Below are 20,565 nucleotides of genomic sequence, written 5' to 3' on the forward strand. Positions count from 1 at the left end.
GGCGCGGCGGAGCATGAGCGGGATCGACCTTCTGCTCTGCTCCGCCTTCGCGCTGATGCTGCCGGCCGGCCAGCTGATGCTCAAGTGGGCGGCCATGCATCCGGCGGCCGCCGGCGCGCCGCTGATGTCGGCCCTGATGCAGCGGTGGCGGCTCGGCGCGGCGCTCGGCTGGTACGGCCTGACCGCCCTCTTCTGGTTCTACATCCTGACCCGCGTGCCGCTGTCGGCCGCCTTCCCCTTCTCGATCGCAGGCTCGGCGCTGGTGCCGCTGGCCGCCGGGCTGGTGTTCGGCGAGCGGCTCTCCTGGCGCTATGCGGCGGGGTACGCCCTGATGCTGACCGGCCTGTTCGTGGCGGTGTCGGGGGCGCCGTGATCGGGCCGGCCGACGAGACCTGGGCCGGCTTCGAGGCGGCGGTGCGGTTGCAGGTCGCCGGTCGGCTGGACGAAGCGGAGGCGGCCTGGCGCTCGCTGCTGGCCCGGGCGCCGGAGATCGCCGAGGCGCACACCAACCTCGGCGGCGTGTTGAAGTCGCTCGGCCGGGTCGCCGAAGCCGCAGAGGCGCACCGGCAGGCGGTGCGCCTCAATCCCCGGTTCGCCCAGGCCTGGTTCAACCTGGGCGTGGTCGAGGCCTGGCGCCGGCGGTGGGCCGAGGCCGAGGCGGCGTTCCGCCGAACGCTGGCGATCGAGCCCCAGCACTCCTACGCGCGACTGCAGCTGGCCTACGTCCTCCTGCTGACGGGCCGCTTCCAGGCCGGCTGGGCCGCCTACGAGGCGCGGCGGGAGATCCCGGGACGTGTCGACCGGCTGGACCTGCCGGAGTGGCGGGGCGAGCCGCTGGCGGGCAAGAGCCTGGCGGTCTGGCCCGAGCAAGGATTCGGGGACCAGATCCAGTTCGCGCGCTATGCGCCGCGGCTGAAGGCGATGGGGGCGCGCGTGCGGCTGATCTGCCAGCGGCCGCTGCTGCGCCTGTTCCAGACCCTGGGCGTGGAGGCGCAGGCGCGGGAGGCGACGACCAGCTTCGAGCGACCGGACTACTGGATCCCGATCGGCTCGTTGCCCGGCCGGCTCGGCGAGGACTTCGCCAGCATCGACGGCGCCCCCTACCTGCTGGTCCCGGACCAGGCCCGGGCGGCCTGGGTCGGACGGGCGCCGGGCGGCGGGGTCGGCGTCGTCTGGCGGGGCAACCCGGACCACCCCAACGACAGGGCCAGGTCCCTCCCCTCGCCGGAGGTGCTGGCGCCGCTGCGCGAGGCGGGCATGGCGCTCATCGACCTGCAGGATCCGCGGGGCGACTTCGCCGACACCGCCGCCATCCTGGAGGGGCTGGACCTGGTGATCACGGTCGACACCTCGATGGCCCACCTGGCTGGCGCGCTCGGCAAGCCCTGCTGGGTGATGCTGGCCTACGAGGGCCAGGACTGGCGCTGGTTCGAGGGACGCGACGACAGCCCCTGGTACCGGTCGGTGCGGTTGTTCCGCCAGCCGGCGGCCGGCGACTGGGCCTCGGTGGTCGCCGCCATGGCGCAGGCCTGGCGGGCCTAGACGCCGCCGAGCGAGGGCGCGGCTCCCCGCCTGTAGCGGCGCAGGCCAAGGGCGAAGAGGCCGGCGGCGACTGCGGCGTAGCCGGCGGCGGCGGCCAGGACGACGGCCAGAACCGGCAGGCCGGGTTCGCGGATGAAACGGACCGGCATGGCGACGACGAAGCCGGCGGGCAGCACCGTGAAGGCGATCACCTTGGTGACGTCGGAGATCAGCGCCGCAGGGTTGCTGGAGAACATCACCGTGAAGTCCGTCAGGTCCCGCGCGAGCGTCCGCGCGCCGGCTGTCCAGAAGGCCATGCAGGCGAAGGAGATGGCGGCCGAGAGGTAGACGGTCAGGCCGGCGACCAGGCCGACGGCCAGCAGCGGCAGGTCGCGCCAGGAGAGGTCGGCGACGGCCAGCACCACCGCGCCGGCGACGATGTCGCCCCAGGCGGCGGCCGAGCTCTCGCGCGCCAGCAGCTGCGGCAGCAGCGGCTTGGGCTGGGTGAGCAGGCCGTCCAGGTCGCCGCGCAGCAGGGCCGCGGCGAGGTCCCGGTAGCCGCCGAGGAACACGCCGGCGAACCCGAAGACGACCATCATCATGCCGACCAGCAGCGCGGTGTCGGAGAGCGTCCAGCCCCCCACGCTGCGGAACCCGGCGAAGAACATCACCCACAGCGCCAGGAAGAAGACGTCGTTCAGCACCATGCCGCCCATCTGCAGGGCGAAGTTGGCCCGGTCGGCGAACGAGGTCCGGACGGCCGCCCAGGCCTGGGCGAGATAGAGCCCGATCATGCGCCGCCCTCCCGAAGCACCTTGGCCAGGCCCGCGCGCCAGAGCGCCAGGCACAGGAGCGTCAGCAGGACGATCCAGAAGAGCTGCCAGCCAAGTGCGGTGACGAAGCCGGCGAGCGAGGGCTCCAGCGCCTGGACGCCGGCCCAGTAGAGGTGGGCGGCGAAGGGCGAGGCCTCGCCCACCTCGCGCAGCATGGTGGGATAGAGGCTGATGGGGGCGAAGAGGCCGCCCAGCAGGAACATGAGCTTCTGCACCACCAGCTGGAACGGCAGGGTCCGCTTGGCCCAGAAGGCCGATAGGCCGGCCAGGGCGTAGAGGAGCACCCCGACCGCCAGGGCCAGGACGCCGACCAGAAGCAGGCCTGCGAACACGCCAAGCGGCGGCCCCTCGCGGCCGGAGACGATCAGCATGGCGATCCCCGTCGCGCCGAGGGCCGCCAGGCGCACGAGCGCGCCGCCCAGGCTGAGGGCCAGGGTGTGGAAGAGATAGGACTTGGGCCGCAGCAGATGCGGCTCGAGCCCGCCGCGGCGGATGTCGTCCTCGAACCGCAGATGCAGGTGCGGCAGCGACAGCGTGATCCATTCGGTGACGCCGACGTAGAGGGCCAGCCCGCCGGCCGGCAGGGCGTGCGCCAGCGTGCCGGGCAGCCGCTCGGCGGCCACCCGGTCCCACAGGGCCGAGATCACCAGCATGATCAGGACATAGAAGACGCAGCGGCCGAGCAGCACCGGCCAGCCCGCCATGGCCTGGCCCGCGCCGATCGCCAGCGCCCCGAAGAAGGCGCGGACTTCGGCTGCAAGATCAGCGGACGGCGGCGTAGATCTCATGGACCACCTCCTCCATGGGGGGATCCTCGATGGTGATGTCCTCGATGCCGCCCTGGGCGAGCGCGGCGGCGATCACCTGCTCCACGCGCGCCTTGGCCGTGTCGACCTCGAGGATGGTGGTGTGGGCCGGCGCGGGGCGCCGCACGACGCCCGGCAGCTCGACGCAGATCGCCTCCCCCACCGACTGGATGGTGACCACCTTGCGCGCCAGGAACCGCCGGCGGAGCTGGTCCACCGGCTGGTCGACGACGATGCGGCCCTGGTTGACGACGATCACCCGCTCGCAGACCAGCTCGATGTCGCGGGTGTCGTGGCTGGTCAGAAGCACCGTCTGGCCGTGGTCGCGGGCGTGCTCGCGGACGAAGTCGCGGATCGCCGCCTTGGCGGTGACGTCGAGGCCGATGGTCGGCTCGTCGAGGAACAGCAGCTCGGGCCCGTGCAGCAGGCTGGCGGTGATCTCGCAGCGCATGCGCTGGCCGAGGCTCATCCGGTGTACCGGCTGGTCGAGGAGGTCGGCCAGGGCGAACCGCTCGACGAGGTCGGAGAGGCGGGCGCGGTGCGCCGCCTCGTCCTGGTCGTAGATCCGGCGCAGGAGGGCGAAGGAGTCGCGGGCGGGCAGCTCGGCCCACAGCTGCGAGCGCTGGCCGAAGACGACGCCGATCCGGTAGGCGAGCCGCTTGCGCTCGCGCCAGGGGACGAGGCCGAGCACGCTGGCCGCCCCGCCCGTGGGCTCGAGGACGCCGGACAGCATCTTCAGCGTCGTGGACTTGCCGGCGCCGTTGGGACCGATGATCGCCACCCGCTCGCCGGCCCGCACCTGGAAGCTGACCCCGGCGACGGCGTCGACCACGACCTCGCGCCGGCCGGCAAGGCCCGCAAAGCCCCGGCCCCGCTTGGTGTAGCGGTACTGCTTAGTGAGGTCTTGGACGGAGACGACGGCTGACATGGGCGGGATCCGGAGAGGTCGGGGGACGAGAGGCGGCGAGCGGGGCGAAACCGCAGGCGAGCGGCAGCGGAAGCTGCGGCTGCATCGGAATGGCCATCTCGCAAACTCGTCCGGACATCGGATCCACGTGGGTCAGCGCGCGCGGGAGATGTCCCGCGAACGGGGGTATCTGTAGCTGGGCGACAGCCTGCGGGCAACCTCAGCCGCGGGCGACGAACCGCAGGTGGTGCAGGGCCAGGGCCGCAGCGACGGCGACGTTGAGGGAGTCCACGCCGCTGGCCATGGGGATGCCCACCCGCCGGCAGCGGGCGAGCAGGTCGTCCGGCAGGCCCGGGCCTTCCGGGCCGACGATGACGGCGGCGCGGGCCGGGCGGGCGAGGTCGGCCAGGGCGGTCTCGGCGCGGGGGCTCAGGGCCAGCGGCTCGAACCCCTGGGATCGCAGCAGGCCGACCAGATCCTCGCCGGGGGCCAGGCGCGCGAACGGCGTCGTCAGGGCCGCGCCGACGGAGACGCGGATGGCCTTGCGGTAGAGGGGGTCGCAGCAGCCGGCGTCGAGCAGCACGGCGCCCGCCCCGAACGCCGCCGCGTTGCGGAACAGCCCGCCCATGTTGTCGTGGTTGGCGATCCCCACGAGCGCCAGGACGAGCGCGGGCGTCGGCTGGGCGGCGAGCAGTGCGGCCGGATCGAGCGGCTCGGCGCGGCGGGCGAGCGCCAGAATGCCTCGGTGGATGGGAAAGCCCACGACCGCGTCCATCACCGCCTGAGGCGCCAGGTAGACCGGCGCCTCAGGCGCAAGGCCGGCGATCAGCGGCTCGAGCTTGGCGAGCCGCTTCTCCGCCAGCAGCAGGGAGACCGGCGCGTGGCGGGTCTGGGCGAGCAGCATGCGCAGCACCACCTCGCCCTCGGCGATGAACAGGCCCTGGCGGCCGACGAGGTCGCGTTCGCGCACCGCCCGATAGGGCTCGAGCCGCACGTCGTCCGGGTCGGCGATCGGGATCAGGGTGGGCAAGCGCCCTCCCCGCCGGTCAGTAGTTGGCCCGGGAGGAGATCGCCCCGTCGACCAGCATGTTGATCCCGGTGGTGAATCCGCTGCGGGGGCTGGCCAGGAAGACCGCGGCCGCGGCCACCTCTTCCGGGCTCGCCATCCGGCCGGTCGGGTTGCGCTTGAGCATGGTCTCGAAGAACTGCGGGCTCTGCGCCTTGACGTTCCCCCAGACGCCGCCCTCGAAGAAGACGGTGCCCGGCGAGACCACATTGGCGCGGATCTTCCTGGCCGCGTTCTCGCGCGCGATGCCCTTGGCCAGGTGGATGAGCGCGGCCTTCATGGCGCCGTAGGCCGAGACCGAGCTCGCCTCGGCGGCCGACACCGAGGAGATGATCACGAAGGCGGCGTCGCCGTGGGCCTGGGCCGCGCGCACGAGGAACGGCTTGGCGGCCTCGAAGGAACGCGTCGCGCCCAGCACGTCGACGTTCAGCAGCGCCTGCCAGTCCTCGTCGCGGCTGGCCGTCGTGAGCGCGCTGGCGTTGGAGACCAGGACATCGATGCCGCCGAGTTGCTCGCCGGCCGCCTGGACGAAGGCCTTCAGCGCCGGCCCGTCGGCGATGTCCACGGACTGGCCCCAGGCCTTGACGCCGCGGCCCTGGAGGGCGCCCACGGCCTCCTGGATCTGGTCGGGGTTGCGCGCGCAGATGGCGACGTCGGCCCCCTCCTCCGCCAGCAGCTCGGCGATCGCCCGGCCGATGCCGCGCGAAGCGCCCGTGACCACCGCCTTCTTGCCCTTCAGCTGCAGATCCATCGTCCGTCTCCCTCCTATGGTGGCCCCGGCATAGCCCGGCGCGGGCGGGATCGCCATGCCGGGCCGCGGAACCGGCCCGCCGGCCGCGCTTTTCCCGACCCGTCATGACTGCCGCCGCAAGCATCTTCCCGACCTTCTTCCTCTCGGGCTTCGAGTGCTCGACATTCGACTGGAAGGATGAGGGCCGCCGCGACCTGGTCGCCGAGACGCGCCACCTGGAGCACGCCCAGGAGGACTACGCCCTGTTGCAGAGGCTGGGGATCGGCGTCGCCCGGGAGGGGATCCCCTGGCCGTTCGTGGACCGCGGCGGCGCCTACGACTTCTCCGGGATCGACCCGCTGATCGAGGCGATGCGGGTGCACAAGGTGCTGCCGATCTGGGACTTGTGCCACTACGGCTACCCGGACGACGCCGACCCGTTCGCGCCGGAGTTCGCCGAGCGGTTCGCCCGCTACGCCCGGGCCTGCGCCGAATATGTGATCCCCAGGCTGCCGGGGCCGCACTTCTTCACGCCGATCAACGAGATCACCTTCTTCGCCTTCATCGGCGGCGAGTGGGGCTGGGCCGCGCCGTTCCAGAAGAGCCGCGAGCAGCGGTTCGCCCTGCGCGAGGCGCTTTGCCGGGCGGACATCGCCGCGGTGAAGGCGATCCGGGAGGTCGATCCGGGCGCGCGCATGGTGCACATCGACCCGCTGGTGAACGTGGTGGCGCCGAAGGACCGGCCGGACCTGGAGGAGGCCGCCCGGCGCGAGACGTTCGAGGACACCTTCCTGGCCTGGGACATGATCGCCGGCCTGGCGCGGCCGGAGTTCGGCGGCTCGCCCGAGATCCTCGATATCGTCGGGGTCAACTGCTACTCGTTCGGCCAGATGGAGTACCGGGAGAGCGGCCCGCACGCGGCCCTGCCGCCGGACGATCCCCGCGTCTGCCCCCTCTGCGACCTGCTGGTCATGGCCTACGAGCGCTACCGTCGGCCGATGCTGGTGGGCGAGACCAGCGGGCTGGAGGAAGGCCGCGAGAATTGGCTGAACGACGTCGTCCACGAGGCGCTGGCGGCGGTGGCCCGCGGCGTCGAGCTGCACGGCGTCTGCCTGTTCCCGGCCGTCGACATGCCGGACTGGCACAAGGGGATCTGGGTCCACAACGGCATCTGCGACCTGATCGAGGACAAGGGCGACCTGCGGCGCATCCCGGTCGAGCCCTACTGCGACGCCCTTCGCCGCTGGCAGCGGCGGCTGAACCGGGTCACCCACCTGGACGAAGACCCGCTCTCCGATCCCGTGAACCTGGCCGACATCGTCCAGGCGGCCCGGGAGATGGAGACCCAGCCCGACCGCGACTGGCACTGAGCGCCCAAGCGTGGCCATCGCAACCGCCCCGCCAAGGGTTCGTTAATCGGCGCAGCTCAAGGTCGCTTCTCGCGAAGTGGCCGGAGGATGCACATGCCGATCATCGCCGCAGCCGTCGGAGCCGCCGCCCTCGCCGCGCAGCCGGCCCCGCAGATCGAGACCGCCGTCCGCCCGATCGAGGGCGGCCAGATCGTGCGGATGAGCTATTCCGAACTGGCGAGCGTCACCTCGCCCGCGCCGGCCGGTCCCTACCCCGCCGGGCTTTCGACGCCCGATCTTCGGCTGTCCGGCTCGGCCTACGCATGGGAGACGGGCATCCGCACCCTTGCGATCAGCAACGGCGCGGGATCGACGTCGCAGGCGTTCACCAACGTGAACGTCCAAGTGACGATCCGGGAATCGTCCAAGTAAAGACACGCGTTCGCCACAGTTGAAGAAGCTCCGCCATAAGCTTTGAGCTTATGGTCAAGCACGTGCGCAAATGCCGCACAGCTGCCAACTGCTTTAAAATACTGAAAGAATCAGCAGCCAGGCGCCCCGCGGGCCGGGGTGCGCTCTCTGCCGCAGAGGTCCGTCCCTAAAGACAGGCTAAGCCACCGACCTCGGCTGAGCGGGGGCGCCAGCTACGAGGGCTCGGCGGCGTGAGTTCGCCAGCTCCCAGGGACGCATCATGGCTGAGATCGATTTTACTAATTGGAAGCTAACCCTACCTACTGACTCCAGCGGTGGATTCAGCGGTACGGCTGTAGAGATCAAGAATCTCGATGGCTATGAGAACCCCAAGTACTTCTACACGGGCGCCGACGGCGCGATGGTCACCGTCGCCCCGGTCGAAGGCGCCACCACGAGCGGCTCGAAGTACGCTCGCTCCGAACTGCGCGAGATGAACGGCTCCGACCGCGCCGCCTGGAAACTGGACCAAGGCGGGCAGATGGTCGGCACGCTGGAGATCGACGTCGCCCCGACGACCTTCGGCGGCGACTCCGGCCGGGTCATCTTCGCCCAGATCCACGGCCAGGATGACGAGCTCGTCCGCTTCTATTGGGAAGGCAACCAGGTCTACTTCAAGAACGACCAGGCCGGTTCCAGCAACAGCGAGCTGCGCTTCGACCTGCTGAACGGGGCCGGCGAGCGTCCGGACATCTCCCTGAACGAGAGGTTCTCGTATTCGATCGACGCCGAAGGCTCGTCGCTGGTCGTCAAGGTGTGGGCGGACGGCGACGTCTACACCTCGTCCACCAAGATCAACGACGTGTGGCAGTCCGACAGCTTCTACTTCAAGGCCGGCACCTATCTCGGCACGAACGAGACGCAGGGCGAAGGCTACGGCCAGACCTCCTACTTCGACCTGCGCTTCACGCACGGCGACGAAGAGCTGACGCCGGTGCTCGGCGGCGGCGCCAAGCCTGCGCCGACCCCCCAGCCGGAACCGGCCCCGGCGCCGGCGCCGGCCCCGACGCCCGAGCCGGAGCCCGCTCCGCAGCCGTCCACGCCCCCGCCGACCGGCGACACGGGATCGGGCGGTCTCGCCAACGGCTGGCCGGTCAACCTGGACGAGCCCACCGCGGGCGCAGGCGCGGTCTTCGGCACCACGGGCGCCGACAACCACATCGGCACCAGCGGCAACGACGTCTTCGTGGCCAGCAAGGGCGCCGACATCTATGACGGCGGGGCCGGCGTCGACACCGTGTCCTACGAGAAGAGCGCCTTCGGCGTCTCGGTCGACATGGACAAGTCCACGCAGTCCCGTCAGAGCGGCGACTCCAGCTACGACAAGCTGAAGAACATCGAGAACCTCTGGGGCTCGGACTACGGCGACCGCTTCTATGGCAATGCGGGCAACAACGTCCTGGCCGGCGGCAAGGGCGACGACCTGCTGGAAGGCGACAAGGGCAACGACACCCTGATCGGCGGCCTGGGGAACGACATCCTGGTCGGCGGCAGCGGCGCGGACCTGTTCGTGTTCACGGCCGACGATGGCAAAGACGTGATCCAGGGCTTCTCGAAGAGCGGCGGCGACAAGCTGGCGTTCATCGACGTGGCCGGGATCGACAGCGTCGCCGACCTCATGGCCAACGCCAAGGCGTCCGGCTCGAACGTGGTCATCACCCTCGGCGACGACGTGATCACGCTGCAGAACACCAACCTCAGCGCGCTGCAGGACTCGGTGTTCGTCTACTGATCGCAAGGGCTCGAAGAGTCCGCCTTCGGGGGCGGCCGCAGCGCGCGGCCGCCCCTTTTTCTTGTGCAGGCGGCGCCTCATTCGCGGGCGCGGCCTGATCGAGTGCGGTCCTGGAGCGACAGCGGAAAAAAGCCGTCGCCGTCAGATGGAACTTTGCCCTCGAACCCCGGTTTAGCGGCGACTTCGGGATCGCGGTTAAGCGGGTGTAACCATGTTCAAGGGCGGGCTGGATCAAGGTGGGGAAGCCGGCCGGGACAGCGGGCCAGAGGTGTCCGCAGGAGCGGCTCCCAGCGCCCCGGGGCGCGCGCCGAAGGGCCGCGCGCCGATCGTTCCGGTCCTCATGTGCGGCGGCGCCGGCAGCCGGCTTTGGCCGCTGTCCAATGAGACGACCCCCAAGCAGTTCCACGCCTTCGCAGGCGATCGCTCGATGTTCCAGCTGACGCTGGAACGGCTCTACACGGACGGCCGGGACGAGCTCTGCGCGCCGATCATCGTGACCGGCGAACGCTACGTGGACCTGGTGCGCGAGCAGTTGGCCGAGCTGGACCTCGAGCCGCTGAGCATCGTGCTGGAGCCGATGGGCCGCAACACGGCCCCGGTGGCGGTGATCGCCTCGCTGCTGGCGCGCGAGCATGCGCCGGAGGCGCGGGTGCTGCTGCTGCCGGCCGACCACATCATCGGCGAGCCCGAGCGGCTCTATGAGCTGATCCAGGGCGCGGCCGGCGTCGAAGACCGGATCATCACCTTCGGCGTCCGGCCGGACCGGCCGGAGACCGGCTACGGCTACATCCGCCGCGGTCGGCGGCTGGACGGCGAGGTGTTCGAGATCGAGCGCTTCACCGAAAAGCCCGACCTGGCGCGCGCCGAGGCCTTCGTGAAGGATCCGGAGTTCTGCTGGAACGCCGGCTTCTTCCTGTTCCCGCCCAGCCTGCTGCTGGCCGAGATGGGCGCCTATCAGCCCGACGTGCTGGAGGCCGCCGACGCCTCCCTGACCGCCGCCCGCCGCGACGGGCCGCTGGTGCGGCTCGATCCGGCCCGGTTCGCCGGCTGCCCGAGCATCTCGATCGACTACGCGGTGATGGAAAAGACCCGCAAGGCGGCGGTGGCGGCCTGCGACGTGCCCTGGTCGGACGTCGGCTCCTGGAAGGAGCTGTGGCGGCTGGGCCCGGCCGACGCCCGCGGCAACGTGGCCCGCGGCGAGGCGCTGGTGCTCGATTCCGACAACTGCCTGGTGCACGCGACCAGCCGCAAGGTGGCCGTGCTGGGCCTGACCGACGTGGTGGTGGTGGAAACCCCGGACGCGGTGCTGGTGCTGCCGATCGACAGGTCGCAGGACGTCAAGGCGGTGGTCGAGGCGCTCGCCTCGGGCGCGCCGCCCACGCCGGCGGTCAGGGCCAGCAACGACGACGCTCGGCTGGCGGAGGCCGCCCGGGAGGTCTCGGCCCATGGCTGAAGGCATCGTCATCCCGCGTGAATATGAGCCGCCGACCCTGGACAGGGTCAGCGCCGACGTCACCCGCTGGCTCAACGAGGCGGCCCTGCCGCTCTGGGCCGAGCGCGGCCAGGACTCCGCCGGGCTGTTCCACGAGCGCCTGGATTTCGACGGCCGGCCCGACCTGTCGTCGATGCGGCGGGTGCGGGTGCAGGCCCGCCAGCTGTTCGTCTTCTCCGAGGCGGCCATGATGGGCTGGCAAGGGGGCGCGGAAGAGATCGTCACCCGCGGCCTGGAGGCCTTCGTCGCCCGCTGCTGGGCGCCGGACGGCGCGCCGGGCTGGGCCCACATCCTGGCCCCGGACGGATCGCTCGCCGACCCCACGCGGGACACCTACGACCAGGCGTTCTCGCTGCTGGCCCTGGCCTCGGTGTGGCGCTACACGCGCTCCGACCTGGCGCTGCAGATGCGCGACCGCACGCTGGCGTTCATCGACGAGGCGCTGACCGACCGGGTGCACGGCGGCCTGCACGAGGGGCTGCCCCGCACGCTGCCGCGCCGCGCCAACCCGCACATGCACATGCTGGAGGCCATGCTGGCCTGGCACGCGGTGACCGGCGATGCGGAGTTCCGCCGGCGGGCGGACCAGCTGGTGCAGCTGTTCCTCGATCGCTTCTACGATCCGTTCTCCGAGACGCTGGGCGAGTTCTACGACGAGGCCTGGCGCGGGCCGGAGGTCACCCAGCGGGTGGTCGAGCCGGGTCACCATTTCGAATGGACATGGCTGCTGCACGAGGCGGCCGACCAGGGCTGCATCAACGCCCGGGCCCAGGCGGCCGGGCTGTATCGCTTCGGGCTGAAGTTCGGCCTGGACCAGTACGGGCTGGCGATCGACGAGCTGCGGGCCAACGGCGCCGTGGCGCGCGCTTCGCGCCGCACCTGGCCGCAGACCGAGCTGATCAAGGCGCTGGTGGTGATGGCGCGCGACGGCGACCTGAAGGCGGCGGCGCGGCTGCCGTTCACGGTCCAGACGGTGATGCGCACCTATCTGGCGACGCCGACGCAGGGGCTGTGGTTCGACCAGTTCGACGCGCAAGGACGCACGCAGGACACCCATGCCCCGGCCAGCACCTTCTACCACCTCGTCATGGCCTTCCGGGAATTGTTGGACGCCATCGAGCAGATGGCGGCCGAGGAGGCCTACGAAATTCCGGCTGTTGCGGTGCAACCTTCGCAGGCCAGCTCAGTTTAGGGGCGGGCTGGGGCTGGGGGCTCTCCTCACCCGTAAACGCAACAGTCCGTCGGGGGCCGGCGGATGCACTTCAACGGGACGTCTCGCGCCGGCGAGGCGCCCTGGCCTGACATCTGGGTGTGGAGCTGAGTAATGGCTGATCAAGAACCGCTTTCCGTCAGCGTCTTTGGCGCGGGCTACGTCGGCGCCGTCACCGCGGCGTGCATCGCCAAGACCGGCGTCAAGGTCGTGGCCGTGGACCTCGACAAGAACAAGGTCGAGCAGATCGCCCGCGGCGTCTCGCCGATCGTCGAGCCCGGCCTGCCGGAGCTGCTGAAGAGCGGCGTCGAAAAGGGCCTGATCACCGCCACCACCGACGCCAAGGCGGCGGTCGCCCAGACCAACCTCTCCATCGTCTGCGTCGGCACGCCGAGCGACGCCAGCGGCGAGCCGAACCTGCGCTACGCCGTGGGCGCGGCCCAGGACATCGGCGCGGCCATCGCCCAGAAGAGCGACTTCCACTCGGTGGTGGTGCGCTCGACCATGCTGCCGGGCTCGATGACGGGCGCCGTCATCCCCGCGCTCGAGGAGGCCAGCGGCAAGAAGGCCCGCGGCGGCTTCGGCATCGCCTACTATCCGGAGTTCCTGCGCGAGGCGACGGCGATCCACGACTACGAGAACCCGTCGGTGATCATCCTGGGCGTCGAGGACGAGCGGACCCTGGCCCGACTGCGGCAGCTGAACGCCCACCTGAACTCGCCGGAGATGCTGGTCGACATCACCACCTCCGAAGCGATCAAGTACGCCAACAACTGCTGGCACGCGACCAAGCTGACCTTCGCCAACGAGATCGGCAACATCGCCAAGGCCTGCGGCATCGACGGCCACAAGGTGATGGAGGCGGTGTGCATGGACACCCGCCTGAACATCTCGCCGGCCTACATGAAGCCGGGGATGGCGTTCGGCGGTTCGTGCCTGCCCAAGGACCTGCGGGCGCTGCGGGCCAAGGGCCGCGCGGTGAACGTGCAGACCCCGCTGCTCGACGGCGTGGCGATCGCCAACGAGGTGCAGATCCAGCGCGCCTTCCAGCTGATCACCGAGTCCGGGCAGAAGGACATCGGCTTCCTGGGCCTGTCGTTCAAGGCCGGCACCGACGACCTGCGCGAGAGCCCGCTGGTGGAGATCGCCGAGCGGCTGCACGGCAAGGGCTACCGGCTGAAGATCTTCGACGAGAACGTCCGCTACACGGACCTCAACTCGAACCACTCCTACATCCGCACCAACCTGCCGCACCTGGCCGACCTGATGGTCGACACGCTCGACGAGCTCCGGGCCCACGCCAAGGTGCTGGTGGTCGGCAATGCGGACCCGAAGTTCCGGGACGTGATGCAGACCCGGCGCGACGACCAGGTCGTGGTCGACCTGGTGCGCATCAACTCGGGCGCCCGAACCAACAATCAGGACTATGCCGGCCTGTGCTGGTGAGGCGCTGAGGGGGCCCGGGGGCGTCCCCTCGAGTGGAGGTGAGTGATGGCGGGGATGGTCATCTACGCGGCCGTCCTGGTGGCGTTGGCGCTGGTTCTGCCGATGGACTGGTGGGACCGGCGCGCGTCCCACGTGCTTCTCGGCATCGGCGCCATCTCCGCCTGGCGCTACAGCTGGGGGATCACCAATCTCACGCGCAGCCTGATCTACAGGTTCGTCGTCTTCCCGCCTCTGCGCCGCCAGTGCGACGCGATGGGCGATGAGGGCATGCCGAGCCACGTCTACCTGCTGCTGACCAGCTTCCGCATCGACACCGAGACGACCCACACGGTCTACCGCGCGGCGATGGTCGAGGCGGCGAACTGCGGCGCGGACGTGACCCTGGTCTGCTCCATCGTCGAGATGGCCGACCAGCGGCTGATCAAGCACCTGTTCGAGTCACTGGAGATGCCGGACCGGGTGCAGCTGGTGTTCGTGCGCATCCCCGGCACCGGCAAGCGCGACGCCATCGCCCAGGGCCTTCGGGCCATCGCCAAGCTGATGCCGCCGCCTGACGCGGTGGTGGCCCTGATCGACGGCGACTCCATCCTGGAGCCGGGCCTGCTGCGCGGCACCCTGCCCTTCTTCAAGATGATGCCGAAGATGGACGCACTGACCACCGACGAGGTCTGCGAGGTGCGCGGGGCCGCCATCTTCCGCGACTGGTACAACGTCCGCTTCGCCCAGCGGCAGATCGGCATGAGTTCGGTGGCGCTGTCGAAGCGGGTGCTGACGCTGACCGGACGGATGAGCGCCTTCCGCGCCTCGGTGGCCACCAGCCCGGCCTTCATCGCGGACGTCGAGGAGGACTACGTCGACCACTGGCGGCTGGGGCGGATCAAGTTCCTGACCGGGGACGACAAGAGCTCCTGGTACTCGATCCTGAAGAGCGGCCGCGAGATGCTCTATGTGCCGGACCGCGTGGTCACGACCATCGAGACGCCGCCGCACCCGGAGTTCCTGAAGTCGGCCACGGTGCTGATGCGCCGCTGGTTCGGCAACATGCTGCGCACCAACGAGCGGGCGCTGAAGCTCGGCACCAAGCCGATGGGGCTGTTCGTCTGGTGGTCGATCTTCGACCAGCGGATGAGCATGTGGACCGGCCTGATCGGGCCGACGGCGGCGATCATCGCCACCCTCGCCTACGGCTGGGGGCCGCTGCTGCTCTACGGCTACTGGGTGCTGCTGACCCGCTTCATCCAGACGCTCGGCCTGCTCACCGCCCGTTCGACGGTGAAGTGGAACTACCCGGCGCTGATGTACTTCAACCAGATCTACGGCGCGCTGATCAAAACCTACATCTTCTTCCGCCAGGACCAGCAGAAGTGGACCCGTCAGAACACCGTCGCCGTGCGCGACGTGAGCTGGCTGAACAGCCGGGTGCTCGCCTTCTCGTCCTGGTCGATGCACGCCGTCGCCGTGCTCACTTTCGTAAGCCTTATCCTGTTCTATCTGGGCCTGGCCCGTAACCCGGTGAGCTCGCTCGCCGCCCTCCTCCCCTGACGCGCTGAGCCCAAGGAGTTCGTCATGGCCACGTCGATGTTCGTGCATGAGGCGTTCACGCAACGCCAGTTCGTGCGGTTGCGCACCCCCCTGCTGGTCACCATCGGCGACAAGACCTATCGCTCGCGCGACTGGTCGGTCGCGGCCGTGCGCGTCGACGGCGTGGATCCGCTGCCCCGGGTGAAGGAGCTGGTCGAGCTGAAGCTCAAGTTCCAGTTCGAGAACTTCGCCCTGGAGATGGAGGCGACCGCCGAGGTCAATCGGGTCGATCCGGCGGAGAAGGCGGCGGTCTATCTGTTCACGGAGCTGTCGCCCACCAACCTGTCGCTGCTCCACTACCTGGTCGGGGCGCTGATCTCGGGCGAATCCCTGACCGCCAGCGACGTCCTGGCGATCGCCCAGCGGGACAACTTCACCGCACCGCGCCGCGCGTCGTCCGCGGTGGCCGAGGACAAGGGCGCGCTGGCCAAGCGCCTGGCCCTGATCGCCGTCCTGTGGCTGGTCGGCCTGGGGCTGGTGGGCTTCGTGCTGATCTCGGCGCTGTCCCGCGCCTTCGTGGTCGATTCCAACGGCGTGCTCACCAGCTCGGCCCCGCAGACCGTGCGCGCGCCCGACACCGGCGCCATCCTGGCCTGGAGCGCCGCCAAGGGCGAGCGCGTCCAGCCCCGCCAGGCCCTGGCCTCGATGGAGACGCTGGAAGGCGCCCGACTGACGGTCGCCAGCCCCTGTGACTGCATTGTCGCAGACCCCAAGGTTGAGCCCGGCGAGGTGCTCGGCCGGGGGGCGCCGCTCTTGACATTGGCGCCCGCCACGGCTCCGCTCGCCGGTGAGTTCGTCGTGCCCCTGGCCGACGCCAAGCGGCTACGCCAAGGGGACAGCGTGCACATCGATTTCTTCGGTCAGCATCCGCCGATCAAAGGACGTGTGAAGACGGTGAACCTGCCCACCTTCCCCGACGAGAGCGCCTATGCGCGCGACCGGAACGGGGCCATGCAACTCACCGCCCTCGTGCACGTGGAACTCGAAGAGAGAGTGCCCTTCACGCTGATCGGCCGCCCCGCGGCGGCGCGAATCAACACCTTGAGGACCCCCTTCTAGATGGCCCGACTGAGCTTCCCAGCTGTCTCCGCGACGGCCCTCCTGCTCGCCAGCGCAAGCGCGCTCGTCGCCAGCCCCGCTGTCGCGCAGAACTGTCCGGAGCCGGGCGAGCGCGCGGAGCGTCCGTCGGCGCCGGCGCGCAGTTCGGCGCCGCAGCGCTCCCGGTCGCGCACGCCGCAGCAGATCCAGATCGATCGCGGGGACGAAGCCTACGACGCCGGCCGCTACGACGAGGCGGCCGCCATCTACGAGCGCCTGTCCCGCTATCCGGCGGACCGGCAGCGCACGGCGGTTCGCGCCAAGGTGAAGCTGGCCCGGACCGAATGGCGGCGCGGGAACACCGGCCGGGCCGAGCAGCTCATCGCCCAGGTGATCGCCAGCGGCGACGCCCGGGCCGCCGCCGAGGCCCGTTCGCTGCGCGCGGACATCGCCTTCCAGGCGGGCGCGAATTCGGCCGAGGCCGAGTACGAGCGGGCCAACGCCCTGCTCGCGGCCGGGCAGCTGGACGCCGCCGAAAGCGCCTTCAACGCCCTGCTGAACCGCGGCTGCCCGCTGCGCGAAGGCTTCTACGACCGGGTGCGCCTGCGCCTGGCCAACGTGGCGCTGGAGCGCGGCGACTTCGCCGGCGCGCGCCGCATCGCCGACCAGGTGAACCCCAACGTCTCGCAGAACGTCGCCCAGAACCTGGCCCGGCTGCGCGAGCGCATCGAGCAGCGGGAGATCGACGCTCCGGTCGAGACGGCGCTGGAGGCCCTGCGCACGCGCCCGGAGAGCGACGCCGACGAGGCGGCCATGGCGGCCGACGCCCAGGCCAAGGTCGGCGAGCTGCGCCGCCTGGCGAGCGACAATCCGCGCATCAGCCCGGGCCTGCGTCAGCGGCTGCAGCTCGAGGAATCGCGCCAACTCGCCCGCGCGAACCAGTTCGCCGAAGCCCGGGCCGTGGCCGAACAGGTCCGCAGCGCGCCGGCCGACCCGGCGCTGGGCGAGCAGGCCACGGCCGCCCTCACCCGCATCCACGACCTGGAAGTCGCCTTCAACGCCCGGCGGATCCTGGCCGAGGGCGATGCGCTGAACGCGGCGGGCCGCTACCGCGCCGCCGACGCCAAGTTCAACGAGCTGGCCGCGGGCGCGGACTGGCCCGAGGAGTGGCGCCAGCGAGCCAAGCTGCGCCAGGCCGGCCTTGCGCGCCGGCTGCAGGACTATCGCCGTTCGGACGCCCTGATCGCCGAGGTCGAGCAGGCCCCGGCCAGTGACAGCTTGCGGGAATCGGCCGCCGGAGCGCGCGCCAGCTATGTGGAAGCCACGCCCCTGAACGACCTGCGCGGCGGCTTCACGATCGGCCTGCGGCACGACACCGACGCGGTCGCCGTGGCCAACGCCGCGCGCGACGAGGACGACGAAGGCGTCGCCTTCCCGGCCGGCGAGGAGTTCCCGGACGAGGCGCTCGTCTGGGGCGTCAACGGCGAGTACCGCCGCAAGCTCAACGACAAGTACGACTACTTCATGGTCAGCGGCGGGATCAGCGGCGTCGAGCAGTTCGACCTCGACGACATCGACCGCGTGAACCTGACCGTGCGGGCCGGGCCGATCTTCCGGCTGCCCGAGCAGGCGGCGGACGTCGGGTTCGGGCTCTACTACTACCGCCACTGGCGCGGCGGCGAAGAGCTGCACGACAACCTCGGCCTCTGGGCACAGTACCGCCGCGCGTTCGAAGGCTTCAACGTGCGGGTCGCCGGCCTGGCCGCCAAGCGGGACGACGAACGCGACGTCTACGACGCCTGGCGCTACAGCTTCGACCTGAACCTGACGTCCAACCGGGACGATGGGTACGGCCCCTTCGCCAACCTCGAGTACGACTGGCGCGGCGCGAAGGACCCGTCCCGCGAGTCCTGGGCGGCGGGCGTCAGCGGCGGCTACCGCGCCGGCCTGGGGATGCTGGGCGATCGCCCGGTCTCGGGCGACATCTCGGCCGGCTACACGCGCGTCGAGTACCAGGGCTCGCGGGTCCTGGCGCCCGGCGTGATCGGCGCCCGGGAGGACGACCGGCTGCGGTTCGGCGTCGGCGCCGACGTGCTGCTGGACGAAAACACGGTGGTCCGCGTCGGCCTGGAGCAGCTGAACAACGAATCCAACCTGCCCTCGCAGGACCGGGAGAACACCTCCATCGGGATTTCGCTGCGGCGCACCTACTGAGCGCGCTCGCAGTGGACGTCGGCCTTACGGTTGTAACGGGCCGGAGTCCTTGATTTAGGGCCCTTCTCGGCCGATCAGGCTTAACCTGGCCGGGAAGAGCTCGAACCGCGCACCGTTTTGCGGCGCCGAACGTTTAGGGGTGGGGGACGCATCGGGGTCCCGCATGCTTGAAGGAGTTTGGCATGGCCGACTGGGCGCAGCTTTCCAGGCGCACACTGATTATCGCCGGCGCGAGTTCGTGGCTCGTCCCCAGCATCGGCGCCTGCGCCTCGGCCGGCGCGGACCTTCGGCCGCCCTTCCAGACCCTGCCGCCCGAGAAGCTGGTGAAGCTGGATCGCGACGTGGAGACCCCGGAGCCGGTGATCAGGCTGTCCGGGGATTCCCGCTACGTCCGCGAGGACCCGGCCCGGGCCGACGTCGACCCTGACGCCGCCGAGGCGTACGAGCGGGCCGTGGCCCCGTTGCGCACTTTCGAGCGGGAGGTGGTGCGGCACGCCAACCGCTATGTCCGCTCCAAGGGCGAAACGCCGGCCCATGCGGGCCGCGCCGGCGGCATGCTGTGGCGCTGGGCCAAGGCCGACGCCCTCGACGAGATGAAGTCCGACACCGCCCACTTCAACCGCTCCGCTTCGGTGGCGGCGCTGTCGCTCGCCTGGATGCAGGTGCGCGAGGCGATCGATCCCGAGGACGAGGGCCGCCGCGAGATCGAGAAGTGGTTCGACCGCCGCGGCGACGAGGTGCGCGACTACTACGACGAGAAGGACCCCGACCAGCGCTCGACCCGCAACAACCACCGCTATTGGGCGGGACTGGCCGCCGCCGGGGCCGGCGTGGCGGCCGGCTCCTCGCGGCTGCTGGAATGGGGCCTGGAGAGCGGAGAAGTCGGCCTGCGCCAGGTGGACCGCGACGGCGCCCTGCCCCTGGAGCTCAGCCGCGGCAAGCGCGCGCTCTACTATCACGCCTACGCGCTGGGGCCGCTGATGATGCTGGCCGAGATCGGCGCGCGGAACGGCCGCTCGCTGTACGACTTCCAGGGCGGCGCCCTGCACCGGCTCGTCCGCTTCACGCTGCGCGGGATCGAGGAGCCCGAACGGGTCGCGGCCAAGGCCGGCGCGCCGCAGGAGCCGCTGGGCCGCGACGGCGGCCCCTTCGACGCCGGCGACGTGGCGTGGCTGGAGATCTACGACGCGCGCTACCGCGACCGGAATCCGTGGGCCCGGCGCATGGCCGAGTTGCGCCCCCTGACCTACACCCGCCTGGGCGGCGATATGACGCTGCTGTTCTCAGGGCAAAACGCCCGCGCCTGAGCGCTCAGCGCCCAGTTTGGGTCGTTCGCCGAACGGCGTTAACCAAGAATCGCGGTCGGATCAAACGCATACGGGTCAAGACAGTTTCGTGTTCACGTTTTTGTGAACCGAACTTATGGCCAAGCCCGAGGTTTTGGCGCCCGGAGGACGGGCCTCCACTGAACTTCACCAAACCCTCGGGAGGGTGTTCTTATGAAGAAGTATCTCATCGCCGCTTCGGCGATCGCTATGGGTGTCGCCATGTCTTCGGCGGCTCTGGCCGACGACACCACCGCCAACGGCGCTGGCAACGACAACGCCCTGAGCCTGCTGTCGAACAACGACATCAACTCGAACAACACCGACGACAACTCGAGCGACATTCAGGACAACACCCTGAACCTGCTGTCGGGCAACTCTTCGGATGACGACCTGAACGGCTCGTTCAACGAAGACAACGACATCGTCGCGGTCGGCAACGGCAACGAAGACAATGACAACGTGGCCGTCGGCTCGTTCAACGGCAACGGCGACACCTCGAACGACAACGACGTGTCGAACGACAACGACACCTACACCACGGTGGAAGTCGACGTCGAAGTCGATATCGACGCTTCGACCACCTACGAAGACTCCGTCGTGTCTTCGCAAACGCTGAACGCTTCGGTGACCGGCGCCACGTTCGAAGACGCCGGCCTGCAACTGGTCGACGACCAAGGCGACCTGAACACCGGCAACATCCGTCAAGAGAACGATGCCTTCCGTGGCTTCACGGGCATCGCCACCATCGCGATGGACACCTCGATCGGTTCCGTCAACCAAGCGGCCACCAACGTGACCGCCGGTTCGGAAATCAGCTTCGACTAAGTAGCGTTTGCCAGGC

18 protein-coding genes are annotated in these 20,565 nt (G+C 70.2%); 13 read left to right on the plus strand and 5 right to left on the minus strand.

Annotation, left to right across the window (positions count from 1 at the left end; translation table 11 throughout):
* Positions 1 to 13 precede the first annotated feature (13 nt).
* Both ACFSC0_RS18570 and ACFSC0_RS18575 read left to right on the plus strand, forming a co-directional pair.
* Positions 14 to 373, plus strand: a complete 360-nt coding sequence (locus ACFSC0_RS18570; protein ID WP_377281471.1) for a hypothetical protein — start codon at positions 14 to 16, stop codon at positions 371 to 373.
* Complete coding sequence (locus tag ACFSC0_RS18575; protein WP_377281472.1) at positions 370 to 1,542, plus strand: tetratricopeptide repeat protein; 1,173 nt, start codon at positions 370 to 372, stop codon at positions 1,540 to 1,542. The genes ACFSC0_RS18570 and ACFSC0_RS18575 overlap by 4 nt, the downstream gene beginning before the upstream one ends.
* On the opposite strand, the gene ACFSC0_RS18580 is transcribed toward ACFSC0_RS18575, so the two are convergent.
* From ACFSC0_RS18580 to ACFSC0_RS18600, 5 genes are all read right to left on the minus strand, one after another.
* Complete coding sequence (locus tag ACFSC0_RS18580; protein ID WP_377281473.1) at positions 1,539 to 2,315, minus strand: ABC-2 family transporter protein; 777 nt, start codon at positions 2,313 to 2,315, stop codon at positions 1,539 to 1,541. The genes ACFSC0_RS18575 and ACFSC0_RS18580 overlap by 4 nt on opposite strands.
* Complete coding sequence (locus ACFSC0_RS18585) at positions 2,312 to 3,142, minus strand: ABC-2 family transporter protein (RefSeq protein WP_377281474.1); 831 nt, start codon at positions 3,140 to 3,142, stop codon at positions 2,312 to 2,314. The genes ACFSC0_RS18580 and ACFSC0_RS18585 overlap by 4 nt, the downstream gene beginning before the upstream one ends.
* Complete coding sequence (locus ACFSC0_RS18590; RefSeq protein ID WP_377281475.1) at positions 3,117 to 4,088, minus strand: ABC transporter ATP-binding protein; 972 nt, start codon at positions 4,086 to 4,088, stop codon at positions 3,117 to 3,119. The genes ACFSC0_RS18585 and ACFSC0_RS18590 overlap by 26 nt, the downstream gene beginning before the upstream one ends.
* Before the next feature lie 199 nt (positions 4,089 to 4,287).
* Positions 4,288 to 5,097, minus strand: coding sequence for a TrmH family RNA methyltransferase (locus tag ACFSC0_RS18595; protein WP_377281476.1), 810 nt, complete (start codon positions 5,095 to 5,097; stop codon positions 4,288 to 4,290).
* A gap of 16 nt (positions 5,098 to 5,113) precedes the next feature.
* Positions 5,114 to 5,884, minus strand: a complete 771-nt coding sequence (locus tag ACFSC0_RS18600) for an SDR family NAD(P)-dependent oxidoreductase (protein ID WP_377281477.1) — start codon at positions 5,882 to 5,884, stop codon at positions 5,114 to 5,116.
* A gap of 104 nt (positions 5,885 to 5,988) precedes the next feature.
* On the opposite strand from ACFSC0_RS18600, the gene ACFSC0_RS18605 reads away from it, so the two are divergent.
* The 11 genes from ACFSC0_RS18605 to ACFSC0_RS18655 all read left to right on the plus strand — a co-directional run bounded on the left by ACFSC0_RS18605 (position 5,989) and on the right by ACFSC0_RS18655 (position 20,549).
* Positions 5,989 to 7,233, plus strand: a complete 1,245-nt coding sequence (locus ACFSC0_RS18605) for a glycoside hydrolase family 1 protein (protein WP_377281478.1) — start codon at positions 5,989 to 5,991, stop codon at positions 7,231 to 7,233.
* A gap of 93 nt (positions 7,234 to 7,326) precedes the next feature.
* Positions 7,327 to 7,644, plus strand: coding sequence for a hypothetical protein (locus ACFSC0_RS18610; protein ID WP_377281479.1), 318 nt, complete (start codon positions 7,327 to 7,329; stop codon positions 7,642 to 7,644).
* 259 nt (positions 7,645 to 7,903) lie between these two features.
* Positions 7,904 to 9,415, plus strand: coding sequence for a polysaccharide lyase family 7 protein (locus tag ACFSC0_RS18615; protein ID WP_377281480.1), 1,512 nt, complete (start codon positions 7,904 to 7,906; stop codon positions 9,413 to 9,415).
* A gap of 211 nt (positions 9,416 to 9,626) precedes the next feature.
* A complete protein-coding gene (locus ACFSC0_RS18620; RefSeq protein ID WP_377281481.1) occupies positions 9,627 to 10,868 on the plus strand; it encodes a mannose-1-phosphate guanylyltransferase/mannose-6-phosphate isomerase in 1,242 nt (413 codons plus the stop codon).
* The gene (locus ACFSC0_RS18625) at positions 10,861 to 12,099 is read left to right on the plus strand and encodes an AGE family epimerase/isomerase (protein WP_377281482.1); all 1,239 of its coding nucleotides are present in this window, start codon (positions 10,861 to 10,863) and stop codon (positions 12,097 to 12,099) included. Before ACFSC0_RS18620 ends, ACFSC0_RS18625 begins: the two co-directional genes overlap by 8 nt.
* Positions 12,100 to 12,231: 132 nt before the next feature.
* Complete coding sequence (locus ACFSC0_RS18630; RefSeq protein WP_377281483.1) at positions 12,232 to 13,563, plus strand: nucleotide sugar dehydrogenase; 1,332 nt, start codon at positions 12,232 to 12,234, stop codon at positions 13,561 to 13,563.
* Positions 13,564 to 13,608: 45 nt separating this feature from the next.
* Complete coding sequence (locus ACFSC0_RS18635) at positions 13,609 to 15,105, plus strand: glycosyltransferase (protein ID WP_377281484.1); 1,497 nt, start codon at positions 13,609 to 13,611, stop codon at positions 15,103 to 15,105.
* Between the two features lie 24 nt (positions 15,106 to 15,129).
* Positions 15,130 to 16,203, plus strand: coding sequence for an HlyD family efflux transporter periplasmic adaptor subunit (locus ACFSC0_RS18640; RefSeq protein WP_377281485.1), 1,074 nt, complete (start codon positions 15,130 to 15,132; stop codon positions 16,201 to 16,203).
* Positions 16,204 to 18,396: a tetratricopeptide repeat protein gene (locus ACFSC0_RS18645; protein ID WP_377281486.1), complete on the plus strand. Its 2,193-nt coding sequence runs from the start codon at positions 16,204 to 16,206 to the stop codon at positions 18,394 to 18,396.
* Between the two features lie 182 nt (positions 18,397 to 18,578).
* Positions 18,579 to 19,703 (plus strand): alginate lyase family protein, encoded by a 1,125-nt coding sequence (locus ACFSC0_RS18650; RefSeq protein ID WP_377281487.1) that lies wholly within the window; start codon positions 18,579 to 18,581, stop codon positions 19,701 to 19,703.
* 192 nt (positions 19,704 to 19,895) lie between these two features.
* Entirely contained in the window at positions 19,896 to 20,549 is a 654-nt protein-coding gene (locus ACFSC0_RS18655) for a hypothetical protein (RefSeq protein ID WP_377281488.1), read from the plus strand.
* Positions 20,550 to 20,565 lie beyond the last annotated feature (16 nt).

The organism is Phenylobacterium terrae, from assembly GCF_042681205.1.
Lineage (GTDB): Bacteria > Pseudomonadota > Alphaproteobacteria > Caulobacterales > Caulobacteraceae > Phenylobacterium > Phenylobacterium terrae.

Coding starts and splice junctions, on each gene's coding strand:
- ACFSC0_RS18570 (WP_377281471.1), top strand. CDS start 14: ATGAGCGGGATCGACCTTCTGCTCTGCTCCGCCTTCGCGCTGATGCTG.
- ACFSC0_RS18580 (WP_377281473.1), bottom strand. CDS start 2,315: ATGATCGGGCTCTATCTCGCCCAGGCCTGGGCGGCCGTCCGGACCTCG.
- ACFSC0_RS18585 (WP_377281474.1), bottom strand. CDS start 3,142: ATGAGATCTACGCCGCCGTCCGCTGATCTTGCAGCCGAAGTCCGCGCC.
- ACFSC0_RS18590 (WP_377281475.1), bottom strand. CDS start 4,088: ATGTCAGCCGTCGTCTCCGTCCAAGACCTCACTAAGCAGTACCGCTAC.
- ACFSC0_RS18600 (WP_377281477.1), bottom strand. CDS start 5,884: ATGGATCTGCAGCTGAAGGGCAAGAAGGCGGTGGTCACGGGCGCTTCG.
- ACFSC0_RS18605 (WP_377281478.1), top strand. CDS start 5,989: ATGACTGCCGCCGCAAGCATCTTCCCGACCTTCTTCCTCTCGGGCTTC.
- ACFSC0_RS18610 (WP_377281479.1), top strand. CDS start 7,327: ATGCCGATCATCGCCGCAGCCGTCGGAGCCGCCGCCCTCGCCGCGCAG.
- ACFSC0_RS18615 (WP_377281480.1), top strand. CDS start 7,904: ATGGCTGAGATCGATTTTACTAATTGGAAGCTAACCCTACCTACTGAC.
- ACFSC0_RS18620 (WP_377281481.1), top strand. CDS start 9,627: ATGTTCAAGGGCGGGCTGGATCAAGGTGGGGAAGCCGGCCGGGACAGC.
- ACFSC0_RS18625 (WP_377281482.1), top strand. CDS start 10,861: ATGGCTGAAGGCATCGTCATCCCGCGTGAATATGAGCCGCCGACCCTG.
- ACFSC0_RS18630 (WP_377281483.1), top strand. CDS start 12,232: ATGGCTGATCAAGAACCGCTTTCCGTCAGCGTCTTTGGCGCGGGCTAC.
- ACFSC0_RS18635 (WP_377281484.1), top strand. CDS start 13,609: ATGGCGGGGATGGTCATCTACGCGGCCGTCCTGGTGGCGTTGGCGCTG.
- ACFSC0_RS18640 (WP_377281485.1), top strand. CDS start 15,130: ATGGCCACGTCGATGTTCGTGCATGAGGCGTTCACGCAACGCCAGTTC.
- ACFSC0_RS18645 (WP_377281486.1), top strand. CDS start 16,204: ATGGCCCGACTGAGCTTCCCAGCTGTCTCCGCGACGGCCCTCCTGCTC.
- ACFSC0_RS18650 (WP_377281487.1), top strand. CDS start 18,579: ATGGCCGACTGGGCGCAGCTTTCCAGGCGCACACTGATTATCGCCGGC.
- ACFSC0_RS18655 (WP_377281488.1), top strand. CDS start 19,896: ATGAAGAAGTATCTCATCGCCGCTTCGGCGATCGCTATGGGTGTCGCC.